Source organism: Lachnospira pectinoschiza (assembly GCF_020564355.1).
Lineage (GTDB): Bacteria > Bacillota > Clostridia > Lachnospirales > Lachnospiraceae > Lachnospira > Lachnospira intestinalis.
On record NZ_JAJCRR010000004.1, the window covers coordinates 319,292 to 332,570 of the forward strand.

The 13,279-nt window shown below is 42.2% G+C and carries 10 protein-coding genes; all 10 read right to left on the reverse strand.

Annotation, left to right across the window (positions count from 1 at the left end; genetic code table 11):
• Window positions 1-19: 19 nt before the first annotated feature.
• Window positions 20-1,210 (reverse strand): glycosyltransferase, encoded by a 1,191-nt coding sequence (locus LI288_RS10335; protein ID WP_227090330.1) that lies wholly within the window; start codon window positions 1,208-1,210, stop codon window positions 20-22.
• A 13-nt stretch (window positions 1,211-1,223) separates the two neighbouring features.
• Window positions 1,224-1,604 (reverse strand): DUF2304 domain-containing protein, encoded by a 381-nt coding sequence (locus LI288_RS10340; RefSeq protein ID WP_022432612.1) that lies wholly within the window; start codon window positions 1,602-1,604, stop codon window positions 1,224-1,226.
• A 31-nt stretch (window positions 1,605-1,635) separates the two neighbouring features.
• Complete coding sequence (gene pelG, locus LI288_RS10345; protein ID WP_227090331.1) at window positions 1,636-3,081, reverse strand: exopolysaccharide Pel transporter PelG; 1,446 nt, start codon at window positions 3,079-3,081, stop codon at window positions 1,636-1,638.
• 15 nt (window positions 3,082-3,096) lie between these two features.
• Window positions 3,097-4,521 (reverse strand): GT4 family glycosyltransferase PelF, encoded by a 1,425-nt coding sequence (gene pelF / locus LI288_RS10350; protein WP_022432614.1) that lies wholly within the window; start codon window positions 4,519-4,521, stop codon window positions 3,097-3,099.
• A gap of 15 nt (window positions 4,522-4,536) precedes the next feature.
• The gene (locus tag LI288_RS10355) at window positions 4,537-6,363 is read right to left on the reverse strand and encodes a DUF2194 domain-containing protein (RefSeq protein WP_227090332.1); all 1,827 of its coding nucleotides are present in this window, start codon (window positions 6,361-6,363) and stop codon (window positions 4,537-4,539) included.
• 42 nt (window positions 6,364-6,405) lie between these two features.
• Complete coding sequence (locus LI288_RS10360) at window positions 6,406-8,721, reverse strand: hypothetical protein (RefSeq protein WP_227090333.1); 2,316 nt, start codon at window positions 8,719-8,721, stop codon at window positions 6,406-6,408.
• Window positions 8,722-8,768: 47 nt separating this feature from the next.
• Complete coding sequence (locus tag LI288_RS10365; protein ID WP_022432617.1) at window positions 8,769-9,692, reverse strand: hypothetical protein; 924 nt, start codon at window positions 9,690-9,692, stop codon at window positions 8,769-8,771.
• Window positions 9,693-9,721: 29 nt separating this feature from the next.
• The gene (locus LI288_RS10370; RefSeq protein WP_227090334.1) at window positions 9,722-11,929 is read right to left on the reverse strand and encodes an NAD-dependent epimerase/dehydratase family protein; all 2,208 of its coding nucleotides are present in this window, start codon (window positions 11,927-11,929) and stop codon (window positions 9,722-9,724) included.
• Complete coding sequence (locus LI288_RS10375) at window positions 11,926-12,201, reverse strand: PqqD family protein (protein ID WP_227090335.1); 276 nt, start codon at window positions 12,199-12,201, stop codon at window positions 11,926-11,928. The genes LI288_RS10370 and LI288_RS10375 overlap by 4 nt, the downstream gene beginning before the upstream one ends.
• 102 nt (window positions 12,202-12,303) lie before the next feature.
• Window positions 12,304-13,242: a tyrosine-type recombinase/integrase gene (locus LI288_RS10380; protein WP_227090336.1), complete on the reverse strand. Its 939-nt coding sequence runs from the start codon at window positions 13,240-13,242 to the stop codon at window positions 12,304-12,306.
• Window positions 13,243-13,279: the final 37 nt, after the last annotated feature.

A 13,279-nucleotide genomic window follows, 5' to 3' on the forward strand; every position in this document is an offset into this window, starting at 1 on the left:
GTAAGATTTGCATTATAGCTTAAGGTGAGTAAAGTAAATCACGAATCATATGAATATCGTTTTCAAAATGGCAGGTTTTTTTCGCTGCCGCCCTGCCAAAACTTTCGGCAGTCTGCGGATGCTCTATCAGATATTCCACCGCATTTGCAATGCCTTCCGGTGAAAACGGACAAAGCAGACCGTCTACACCGGAAACAATCTGTTCGCGGTTGCCGCTGCAGTCGGATGCCGCAATAGCACAGCCAAGCACCTGTGCTTCCTGTATGGCAATGCTCTTGCCTTCAAAACGGGTTGCATGAATATAAAAATCTGCCATTTTAAAATACGGATACGGATTGGTCTGCATTCCTAAAAAAATAAAATGGTCTTCTACGTGTAGTGACCGGGCAAGCTGTGTGAGTCTGCCGTATTCCGAACCTTCCCCGATAATATACCAGTACACCGGGTACTGCTTTTCTAACAGCAGTTTGAGGGCATAAACCGCACAGTCAAATCCTTTCTGTGGTGTCAGTCTGCCAACCGTCAGCAGACGGATTCCTTCATGCATGGACTTTTCGGCGGGTGAAAGTGCCTTTTGCCGGATTGCTTCGGTGTCAATCAGGTTGTGAAAAACCGAAAGCTTCTGCTGACATTCTGGATAGACACCGGCAAACACACCGGCTGTTTCATTGGAAACTGCAAAAATCCTGTCAAAATCCACATAACAGTCCTTATCCAGTCTGCGTGTATACCCTGCCTGTACATAGTCAACATGGATAAATGCCGCTTTTTTAGCGGCAGATACATGATCGTGTACATAGTAGGCAGAACCGCCCTCAATATACGAAACCGCTAAGTCAAAATGCGTGTCAAATCGTTCAGACCCGTCTGATACAATCCGCCACAGCAGCTTTTCAAGCGGTGTGTTTTTGCGGTTTAAAAACAGATAGGACAGGTTATGAAAAAATGCACCATGGCAGAAATTTTTTATGAGTACTGTCTTAAAAAGAAGAAATTTTCCTTTTTTAGATAAGACCGATTCCCAACAGAAATGACGGTTGAGCAGGTGGACATAGGTGGGCAGTTCACGGACGAGTTCTCCCTGTCCGCACAATACATATAAAGAAATATCATATTCGTTTTCAGGCAGTTTTTTTAACAGGGTTATCAGCGCGGTTTCCGCACCGGCGCGTCCCAGTGTATTGATTACAAATAAAATTTTTTTCTTCATACGTACTCCAATATTAAAGTTCTGTTTTGTTTTTTCCGGTCAGCTGCTGTAATTCTGTAAGAATCCGTTCATTTTCCTGGTTTAAAAGGGAAACCTGCATGGCAAGTTCCTGATTTTTGCGGCTTAAAACAGAAACATATTCGGAAATCTTAAACAAAAACAGGACCAGAAAGGCGGATAAAATCATCTGTGCAGGACCGGAAAAAACAGCGAAAGTCCAGGTACAGAAGCTGAGTGCCGGAATAATGCCTGCAAGAATAAAAAACAGTGCAAACAGACACCACCCCAGTAAAAAGCCTTCTTTTAATTTTTTTCCGGCATAAGACAGCATTGCACAGACAAACAGCAGGATTCCGAATACAATGAGTATTATGCGAAGTATTATAGGCGGCATAGTATAATTTCTCCTTTCTTAGTGCGGGGTTTCATTTTTGCGTATCCGGGTACACCTGTCCGCTTGGGCGGGTGCCGGAAACCTGTTTTATAATCGTACCGTTGCAGAAAATATGGTTTTTCATATGCTTTTCCAGCCGGCACAGTCTGAAATATGAAAATGTCCATCCGGCAAATGCACCAATTGTCAGTCCGCCGCCATACCAGACGGGACTGGTATTTAACAGACAGATACTTGCAGCCAGTGTCATCAGACAGAAAATACAGCCGGTATACAAAGCACCGTTTAAGTCGTTAAAATAATATAAAAACAAAAAGACCGGATACATTAAAAACAGGATAAAATATCCGGCGGCAAGGCACGGGTATACCTGAATAATCGTGCCGGTATAGCCGAAGCGCTGAAGCACAATCAGGCTGACTAAAAAAAGCACGGTTGAAATAATAAACTGAATCCGCACCAAAGACATCAGTTCATCTGCAAGCAGACGGAACATACGCATGCCGGTTTTTTGAATGTCAAGCAGCCGTCCGCCGATAATGGCTTCCGAATACTGTTTGTATCTGGCATTGAATTTCATTTCAACCAAAACAATAAAAATAATGCTTGCAGAAATGTTCGTAAACATCGCCACGCATGAAGCATAATCATACGTTTCAGCACACACGAAAGAACCGGCAGTCCGGATTTGTAAATCAGATGTCCAGAATACAAAATTATGCACAAACAGTCCGAGTGTGTAAAAAGTATTGGCAAGAATCAGTTTCCGGTATTTTGCAATGTGTTTCAGTATTTTTTTATATTGGTGGCTGTATTCCGTAAAATACTGCGTAAGTAGTGCTAATCCAAGGGATGCCGTAATTAAAAAGCCGGCAGTCAGAGCAAGCAGCATGGACATACAGACACTGATACCTATATAATATACCAAAAATAATGATAAGAAAAGGCTGATTATACTTCCAACAGCATAAAAAAGTGAAATCTTTATATAGTCCTTGCAGATTGATAAATACATCATCGTATAAAAAATAAAGGACAATGCGATAAAACAGCAAAAGGATATAAAAACGTATGCCGGGCGTACTCCGCCAGAGAGCCACTCATGCAGACAGAACGGAATCCCCATCAGGCAGCAAAAAAGAGTCTGTATCAGCAGTCCGAGGTAATAGCATGGCATAATATCTGCATAAGTTTCTTCAAAAATAACATCGGAAATGTATCTTGAAAGAACGGCATTTAACGGCGCGCTTGCCAGCAGTGAAAAAATAAAAATATAAAGCACGGTGTTCTGGAACAGCTGTTTTTCATAATACGATTCTTGCGTGTAGCCCAAAAGCCGCTGCATGATAATCAGTGTTACAATGACAAGCAGCATCGGCGCAATGGTAATGACAATACTGTATCCGGCACCCGCAATGTGGCTGCTCATAGATTTTTTATTAAAAAATTTATTTAATCTTAAACCAACCCCTGCCATAAATGGCTCCTTTCTTTAAGACGTTTTTTTCTTTGTTAATTCCCTGTAAATGTCGGCATAGGTGCTGCGCATCTGTTTGATGGTGTATTTATTCATCAGGCGGCGGTAGCCGTTTTCACCGTATTCGTGCCGCATTTTTTCATTGGCGGCGAGTGTCAGCATCGCATTTGCAATTTCCTCGATATTCATAATATGCGTTAAAATGCCTGCTTCACCGAAGTCATCGGATTCGCCGAGTAACAGCCCCTTACAGTTACCGACATCGGTTGCAATCACCGGGCGGTGAGCCGCAAAGCTTTCAAGAATCGTAAGCGGCTGGCCTTCGCTGACACTGGTAAGAATCGTAAAGTCCATTTTTCCGATGTAGTCTTTGACCTGTACCCTGCCGGTAAATACAATATCTTCAATCTGCATATCCCCGACAAGACGGAAACACTCTGAAGCATAAGTTTCGTCTTCATCAGCAGGTCCCATAATCCAGAGCTTTAACCGCGGGTTTTTCTGTTTTGCATAGGCAAATGCCATAATCAGTGTTTTGACATCTTTAATCGGTGTGACTCGTAAAATTGCTCCAATATGAATCATTGGGTCTGCCGGGTCTTTTTGTGGAATATTCCGGTAAAGTGCGGGACGTATGCCGTTGGGTGTCACAATCGTTTTTTCTTCGGGACAGCCCAGTTCAATCTGTAAGGTGCGGGCATGTTCAAATAAAGAAGTGACTTTATCCGCAGTCTGGTAAGCAAACAGCGACATTTTGGCAAACTGTTCAATCCACAGATTTTTATACAGCCCCCGTATCCACGAAGCTTTGATGATTTCTTCTTCACGTTCTCTGGTATAAATGCCGTGTTCCGAAATTAACAAGGCACTTTCCGGGTGCAGCAGTTTTGCCATACTGCCAAGCACGCCGGAATAGCCGGTTGCGACACAGTGGTATAAATCTGCTTTTGGCAGATCGGACTGCATGGCAAGAAAAAGCGGCAGGTACATGGAGCGCATTGTCCATAAAAAGTCGGAAAAGACAATTTCACTGTGTTTTTCTTCGTAACATTCAATAACGGCATCTAAAAAATCCGGTCCCATCAGCAGGGCATTTAAAGAAAACTTCCGGCTTTGCAGCAGTGTTGTCAGTGTTACCCAGTCAGTATCTTTGCCAAGCAGCAGGCTTTTTAAGGCGGCAGCTTCTTTTGCAGACAGATGGCAGTGCTTCCGTGACTTTCCCTTACCGGTCCACTCACAGTCATTTAAGTAAACTTCGTGTACTTCGGTGACATTTTCCGGCAGGGTATACTGGAATTTTTTGCTGATGCTTCTGTCGGAAATAATTGCAAGGACACTAAAACTGACGCGGGGAAAAGAGCAGATCAGATTGTTAATCCAGCCGGAAACCCCGCCGACAACGTAAGGGTAACATCCTTCAGCAATAATACATATTTTCATAAACTGCTCCTTTCCTTATTTTTTAAGCGATATGGTTACGGTATCACGCTCCGGAGTGATAAGATAAGCACCATCCTCAATCTTTTCAGCAGCGGCACCGTCTATGTCTTTAATTTCTTCATTGTGCAGGCGCAACATAAAGAAAGTGTCTTCACTGCGGTTTTTGATTTGCAGCGTAATGGTATTACCGGTGCGCATACTGCTGTAATCCACGGCTAAAAAGGCGCGGATACGGCTGGCTGCCTGAGTGACCGTACAGCTTTGATAAACCGATTTAGGCGGTAGATAGGCTGCCAGTGCTGTCGCCGTTTTCTGGTAAAATTTATCCCACAGCACATTTTCATCATCCTCCTTCGGATTACAGATTTCCGTACAGTCAACACCGATACTTGAATAAGCAAGTGCCGTATTTAAGCTTTTTTGTATAAAATCATTTTTATAACTGTAGGCAGTGCCGTCTGACAAGAGTTTCATTTGTAAAACATCATTTCCCACATACGCAAATAAACAATTCCCGTCATTGCTGCTTTTTTCGGTAACAATAGTCTGCAGTGTATTTGTCAGTTCCGGTGAGCCGTTTAAAACTTCGGAAATCTCACTTTCCTTTGCATAAAGAGAAAGAAAGCGGTAGTGCTGTAAAAAAGTGCGGTAAACAGAAGTATCTTTTTGCAGCTTTTCGCGGATGGAGGTATCCGTATCTCTTGTGGAAGACAGCCCGGCTTCAAACTGTTTTTCATGTAACAGGCGGAAAAAATACTCCAGTTCCTGCGATACCGGCTCGTGTTCATCCTGATAATGAAACTGCGGTGTAAACAAAAAGGTAAAGCGGCTGTTTAAATACTCTGACAGTGTGGAAATATCCGGCCAGATGACATTTTCAAGTACCGAAGCAGTGTTGCGGCTGTAACCGGCATCCATGGCATCTTCCTGTTCAAAAGCAAGAACAGGATAATTGATAATGGAAACGGTCTGTGCATTGACAACCGGTGTAACGGCATAGTCCTTTAATTCATAAAGAATGGCATTTAAAATGCCAAATCCCCCGGTATCCGACAGGTAATCTCCGTTGACACAGAAAATGTAAGCGTTTTCAAGACTTTTCCGCCAGAATACGGCAGGACGGTCTTCTGTTTTAATCGTGCCGTATACGGAACTGTCCAGTTCTGCCGCCATATAAGTCTTGGTGGCATTTCCCGGAATATACCACGGCATATCCAGAGAAAAGTCCTGATATTTTTCTTCGTCTTCATTGTTTGCAATATACCAGGATTCACCGCCCAGTAAAAAACCGCTGTAGAGCTTATAACCGGATACGGTAAGCGATGGGGACACTGCATTTGCAATGCCTAAAAAATCCATCAGGACACTGTTGTTTTCAATCGTATTAAAATCCGGCAGGCTGCACCATATAATGGATATGCCGTAACTGGTCAGCGTTGTAAGAAGAGAAAGATCGCTGTTACAGTCTACAAAGGCGGCATCAAGCAAAACCGCATCGGGCAGCTTTTCGCGGTAGGTGCGGTAATCCGAAATCTGCCGGTACGTCAAAAGATTACGCTTGGTATAGGTACACCATTGACGGATTGTTGTACCGGATGCAGAATCCGTATCGCCGATAAAGACGATAAAAGCATGCGAATCCGACAGTACGGCGGCAGAATCTGTCTGAACCGTAAATTGTGTACCGGCATCAAAAGGAGCCGTTTCATTTGCGTAGATATTTTCATCGTAACGGTTATATTTCTGTCGTACAAGACTTGATCCCTGAAACAGAAACAGTACGAGCAGCATAATACAGCTGATGGTAAAATAAATTCTCTTTGTCAACATCTGGTGATTCATAATACTCCTATTCCTGAACAATTTGCTGCGAAGCGGTGATTTTTACTGGTTATAGTTATAGTCAATCGAAAGACTAAACGGGCTGGATTCATTCTGAATCAGCCGGTAACAGATAAACTCGTCATCTTCGTAATAGATGGTCATATCCTGTGGGAACAGCTTTCTAAACTGCTCTGCCCAGTAATACATTTTGGACATGACAATCCAGCGGTTTTCCCCTTTATAAGGATTGATACCGGCACTGGAAGGAAGTGTCTTTGCAGCGCCTGTGCGGGATATGGACTGACCGCTGTCCGCATAGGAAACGGTATAATCCAGAGGGATTTTTTCTATATAAAAGTAGACATATTTCGTCGGAATAATAATCCGCTGTCCCTGCGCGGCATATTTTAAGTAACGTAAAAATGTAATCGTTTCGTAATGCTGTCCGCGTCCTGCAAGCATCTGAAGTTCGTCATTGGCGGATACAACGGTAAATGTCGTATTTCTGCGCTCGGATAAAATCTGTCCGAGGCAGGTGATGGCGCCGTTGGTTTCAAGAACACTGACACGCGGTGCGAGGATATGGCTGCGGATTGGAAATACCATACATGCCGCGGCACAGATGATTCCCGAAAGAATCAGGGAAATACCGTTTGCAGCACGCGGCTTTTTACAACTATAAAGCACAATGCCCGCCGGTAAATCAAGAACAAGTGCATACAAAACCGTAAGCATATACGTGAGGTAAATTCTTGAACGGTTCTGATCCATAAGCTGCGGTAGACCGATATTTTTTGCATTAAACAAAATCAGCAGAAACAGCAGAAAAATACCGGTGCTGATTTGAATAAAGCCATAATCGGGCTGCTTTGCGATACACATACCGATACCTGCAAGGACTATGAGGGCACATAAGGATAAAATGACCGCAGCAAATAATGCGCCGTCCTGTGCAAAAATATCTTCCTGAATATCATTTGATAAGGTCTGGTAAAAATGCTGCAAAAAATGTGTCGTTTTTTCCAACGTGGAAACAGACGGAGTCAGCACCGGTTCAGTGTCAATATCCTGTGCCAGATTTTCCGGTTCAGGTGTTACCTCTTCTTTTGTAGTGTCCGGCAGGGCAATCTGTGATGAACCGGAAGATGATGTATTTGCTTTATTTTCGTTGCTGTCCTGATTCTGGTTTGTTCCGGAGGAAGACCTGCCGGTCAGAATATTGATGCCCCAGCCGATAGAACCCTGCATCGGTTTTCCGCAGAGTGCCGCGGTAAACATCGGAAGAACCCCGATAACAACGGCTAAAAGGACAGCCCCCATCAGCCGGAGAAAATAGCGCGGCCGGAAAAAACGCATGCAAAAGCCTATTACGATGGCGGCACAGAACAGTCCGGCAATCATTGTGTCGTAAAAATGGACGGCAATCGTCATGCTGAAACACGCACATGCTGCCGCTAAATCGGTACAGATAATCCATTTTCCGGCATTTTCTTTCATATCCTTAAAAAATGCGAATAAAAAGTAAATACACGGCAGGATAAACAGCATGCCGTATTCCTGCGGCAGTGCGCTGATAAAACGGATCGTACAGTTGCCGTGGTATAATGATGGAACCAGATATAAAAACAGTCCACCATAGGCGGCAAAGGAAGAACGGCATATGCAGCGGATAAAGGTAAACAAAACCAGATGCAGATAAAAGGTCTGCACCACGGAAAACAGCCGCAGAATTACATAAGTATCTATATGAAAAACCGTATGGATATAATAAATGATGCAGTGAAATCCAAACGGGTAAACACCGGCGGCAAAAATATTGTTTTTAGACATTTCATTTATCCAGTAATTGTGTACCGGCAGGTCGGAAACCGTATAACCGTACTGGATAATTTCATTGCTTCCATATATATAAAGAAGCCACACGGATAAAAGGGTAAATAATACATATTCTGTTTTATGCCGTCCGATGATACGAAAAATATTTTTACAGGCATTGCACAAAATGTCTTTTATCCGTGTAAAAACAATGGCAAAGAAAGTTTTTATGCCCATCGTTTTAGAGGAAATTTTTCCAAGGAGTGCAAGCTGCCGGATTCCCCATGCCTTAAATGCTTTCCGGTACTGAATAATAATGACGGCAAAGACAGGCATAACTGTAAATATAAGCAGTGTATATATAGAAGAAATATGCAGAAGCTGCAATATAAAAACGAGGTTCATAATGTAAAAATTACTGACAGTAATATCTAACATCAGCCGTTCACCGGTTCTTCTGCCTTTATATTTTTGATGAAAAACCAGTTCCGGCAGTACAACCGTAAGGACTGTATAAATTATAAAAAGGCATACTGCCTGTAAAATCGTATGTACGGTCATAATGTTTATCCTCGTTTCCAATGAAATAATGTAAGTGTCAAAAGGTTTTAAATGCGGTTAAATATACGGAACAGTTCCAAAGTATCGTTATCAATCGGAATATCCGACTGGCGCAGGGCTTCCAATACATCAAAGAACCGTTTGCGGTCTTTGGTGGTATAGTAAAGTTGAAGCAGACACTTATAAGGAATTAAAGTTCCGGCAAGTTCATGTCTTGCAGTTTCACACCAGTGTGCGGCTGCGTCATACTCTTTTACGGCAAGCAGCTGCTGGACAAGCCATTCGTAATAGACGGGACGGGCTGCGGTTCCATCTTTCTGACAGAGTGTATGCATGGCATCTTCCAGAATGTGAACATAAGTGGCATATTCTGAAAATGGAAAGACGTTCTGTTTTAAAATCGGAACCATCTGCTCAATGAGTTCTGCCGCAGTTTTTCCAGCATCTTTTTCATCTGCCAGCATTTCTTTGTGTTTTTGGGAAACACTGTTTCTGAAAGCACCCAGTTCGTCACGCAGGGCACTGGCAGCATAATGGGATACTTCGGAATCTGCACTGTTTAATGCAAGTGATATTGAACCGAGGGAATCCCTGTAATCGTTTCGCAAAACGTTCATCATGAGCTGGCGCTGGTTTTTATAATCGCTGACCGCAATGGTCTCTTCAATCGGTGCAATGTTACGTTCACGCTCTAAGTCGCTGCGTTCAACCTGCCTGATTTTTTCCTTATTAAAAATAACATCGGACAAATCAACTTTTTTGTGAAACAGCAGTTTATGAAAAAGCATGCTGCATACAAAATACAAAATACCAATTACCGGACAGAAAAGCATCAGGAAAAAACGGATAAAAACAAGCATTTTTCCTTTTTTAGTCCGCCGGGCTGTCAGCATTCCCCAAATCAGATATGCGGCGGCAGCGGCTGTATTAAAAAGCAGCACCGCACATAGTAATAAATTGGTAGTAGACATAGTTGCTCCATTCTGCCGGATGGCAAATCCTAATCTTTAATGTCGGTTACAAGGCGGTAGCTATAGCCCGCTTCAGCGATTCGCTGCGTGACATAGCCTGCATCCTTCGGACTGGTGTTTGCAAGCAGGACATAAAGAAATCCGTCGTTAATACTGCCCAGATAATCCGAGTTACGGAACAGACGTTCCAATGCGCGGCTGGCATGTGCAATACCCTCTGCTTTCGGTGTAATCTGTATCAGTGAACAGTCCGTGAGTCCTTTTTGCTGCGCATGCAGAAATGCTTTTAACAGAGTGCGGAATGCTGCGGGTTCTAAAATCTTTGTGCCGTTGATATAGCGTTCATGCTCCAGCACATCAATATAGCGGTTTGCACGCAGTACGGCATTCTGAATCAGGTACCCGATAACCTGAAAGCGGTTCATAAAGGAGAGATTTAAGCGGTCCCATGAAATATCCCACAACATAATAATAGATTGGATTTCATCATTGGATAAAATCGCAGCTGCCATAAGCGGAACATTTTCCGTTAACTGTCTGTTGACAAAAACAGTACGGTTTTTAAACGCTTCAACCATCTGCGTGTATTCTGTATAGGCAATTGAGTTGCCAAGTCGGCGGGCAGATTCCGAGGTAGAGGACATCAGCCGCGCATAATTTCTGTTGGATACATTGTAAATTGCAACGTCACGGCAGTCCATCAGCTGTGAAACAACTTCCGCCGCATGGAAGAATACGCTTTCAGGTTCATCACTGTCCAGTGAGGAAGTAATTTCAAAAATTTTCCCGATACTGTCGCTTTGGTTTACAACCTGTGTTTCAAGGTCATTTTTTAGGCGGGTATTGATTGCATTAATTTCTTCAATATCCTTTAAACGGTTATTTAAATAGGTAATCTCATCCGCTTTGTCAGCCTTCATGGAAGAAAGCTGGTCACGCAGGTAGCCGACACTTAAACCCAGAATCATCAGCTGCGCAATCCATACATAAGTATTGTAATCCAATGCGACTTCAAAACCGGTGCGGTGGTACATCTGCCGGAAAAAATATCCTCCAATTGAAAGAATGGCTGAAAAAGAAGCCTGTTGCTGGCCATATACAATCGCAAATAAAAGTACATATAATAAGTAACAGTCCAGCCGTGCAAAATAGGCACTTTCCGTTACACGGTTATTTATCATAAAAAACGGGATAAAGCAGATCATATTTTCAATGAACGGCAGCGCTGCCTGAAAAATATGAGCCAGCCATTTCTTTACATTATGTTTTGTACCGGTCGTTTCTTTATTTATTATCAACTGCTTTTTATGTTTCTGAATATGTTTGCAAAGCATCTGGATACAGGCCTTTGCATCGTAAAAACAGGTGCAGGAAACTTCATCTGCGAGGTTATATGGCAGACGGCTGTCAATCCACAGCGTTTCATCTCCGGTATTCTGCTCACGGTGTGTCGAAAGTGCGAGGCACGAATCAATCTGCAGACAGAGTTCATTGGCAGAAATGCCGTTGTCCGCGCCCATATAGTAAAAATGGTGTTTTAAATCGTCCGCTTTTACCAGACGGTATAAAAATTCTGTCATATCTGACAGATAAAACGGCATATACAAGTCTTTGGATAAAGTGACTTTTTTTTCTGTCAGGGCTTCCATACAAAGCTTTGATAAACAAAAGTCTGCCTCGTCTGCGGATTTTGGCAGATAACAAAGTTCATTAATACGCAGTGTCAGGATATCCAGTCCGGTTGTTTCCCTATAATTACAGCAGATTTCCTCTCCGTTTTTTAATGCATTTGCCTTGCAGGCTGTGGCATAGTTTTCATGGAAACTGTTTTCCGGTTCTGCCATCTGTTTTGTAATTGCAGCATATTCATCCTCCGTAATCCGAGATATTTCATCAGAAGACAGATAGATAAAACGTCCGAATTGTAAAAGGGAATATGCGGTTAAAATGTTATACAGCCCGCTGCAATAAGATGTAATTTCACGAAATCCGTTTTCCCAGTGATAGTTGCTGTCAAAAGCACCGGTAAAAATCGTTACATCCGGGCGTACACTTTCAAACACTTCCTTAATACAGTTGTTCTCATAAGAAAAATGATACTGCTCATATACGTGTTTATATTTGTTGTGATATTGATGGGAGCCGGTTAATACGTATAACTTCAGACCTTCTTTGTTGAATTTCTGAAGTAAAGCATTGACTACGGTATTACAGCCGCCAATGATGAATACTTTCATAGTCCCTCCATACAGCCGTTTTGTTTTAACAGTAAAATAAATTCTTTTGTATCCTGTAAGGCATTTTCATATGAAATATGATACAGTCCGGAAATTGTTTCTGCTGTTTCTTCTATTGAAAAATGCTTCTTTAAACAATTCCAAATATGGTATCCGGCTTCGTTTGTCATAACAGGTGCATGATAAGAAGCATCTGTACATAGGTGGACGTCTGTGGAAATAATCCAGTACGAACCACAGGCATAGCGGATGGTTAAATCCTTACGAATCATTTTGATTTCACCTCTGTAAAAAACTGCATTTATTATAGTATATTTGCAAATGCCTGTAAAGATTGCAATCCATTATTAAAGTCATTATTACTAAGAAGCATTTTACGATTCGCGGATTTGTATAATGCTATAGTCAGCACTGCCCAATGCATCCGTAACGTGGACAATATGCCGGTAACGGGACAGCCATTTTGTTGTGATGCCCCCGTATGCGGCTGCTTCATCTTCGGATGCGCCTCCTGCCAGCATATATTTAAAAGCACTGTGGCGTAAATCCTGAAAAGTAAAATGCTTGTGAATCTTTTGACACTCCATGCCAAGTTCAATATAGTGGTTTAAAATGCGCTGGGCATCACGGACTTTTAAACGTGTCTGATGTTTGTTATAAAAAACAGCACCTTCAATACGGTTATATTTTTCAATATATGTCTGTAAGAGGTCATTTATGTCTTTTGGAAGACGGATAATACGGCTTGTTTTGCGGGAAGGCGGAAACTGGATACAAAACCGTTCCTGCACATCAATGACAATGTGTTCTACATCCAATTTACTGATTTCACTGCTGGTTAATCCGCATTTTACAGCCAGTGAAAAAACTAAAAATGCCGTATCATCATCTGCGGCAAGCTCTAACAAAGCATTGATTTCAGAGTCTGTAGGAAGATTTTCTTCCAAAAGTGTTTTATCCTGATCCGGCACAATGATGTCATTAAAGTAATTATAATAGGAAATGCCTTGCTGCTCACGGCGGTAACGGATATATTCACATAGACTGCGCATAACCGAAATGCGCATGACCAGTGTGTTGTAAGACAATTTTTTCTGTGTATACCGGGCATTTAATTCATTGATATAACATTCCGCAGCTTCTTTTGTAAGCTTTAACGGATCTGTTTTTGTAAGCTTTGTAAAATTTCTGATGATATTTAGGTATTCTTTTCTGGTTCTTGCGGATAAATTCGTCTGATAAAAAGTCCAGATGGAACTATTGAATTCATCACTTAATTCATCTGCTATATTTGCAGGGGTGGTTTCAGCCATTTTCAAAACGTCCTTTCTTTATTTATTTTGCAACATA

Coding starts and splice junctions, on each gene's coding strand:
- LI288_RS10335 (WP_227090330.1), bottom strand. CDS start 1,210: ATGAAGAAAAAAATTTTATTTGTAATCAATACACTGGGACGCGCCGGT.
- LI288_RS10370 (WP_227090334.1), bottom strand. CDS start 11,929: ATGAAAGTATTCATCATTGGCGGCTGTAATACCGTAGTCAATGCTTTA.
- pelF (WP_022432614.1), bottom strand. CDS start 4,521: ATGAAAATATGTATTATTGCTGAAGGATGTTACCCTTACGTTGTCGGC.
- LI288_RS10380 (WP_227090336.1), bottom strand. CDS start 13,242: ATGGCTGAAACCACCCCTGCAAATATAGCAGATGAATTAAGTGATGAA.
- LI288_RS10375 (WP_227090335.1), bottom strand. CDS start 12,201: ATGATTCGTAAGGATTTAACCATCCGCTATGCCTGTGGTTCGTACTGG.
- LI288_RS10360 (WP_227090333.1), bottom strand. CDS start 8,721: ATGACCGTACATACGATTTTACAGGCAGTATGCCTTTTTATAATTTAT.
- pelG (WP_227090331.1), bottom strand. CDS start 3,081: ATGGCAGGGGTTGGTTTAAGATTAAATAAATTTTTTAATAAAAAATCT.
- LI288_RS10340 (WP_022432612.1), bottom strand. CDS start 1,604: ATGCCGCCTATAATACTTCGCATAATACTCATTGTATTCGGAATCCTG.
- LI288_RS10365 (WP_022432617.1), bottom strand. CDS start 9,692: ATGTCTACTACCAATTTATTACTATGTGCGGTGCTGCTTTTTAATACA.
- LI288_RS10355 (WP_227090332.1), bottom strand. CDS start 6,363: ATGAATCACCAGATGTTGACAAAGAGAATTTATTTTACCATCAGCTGT.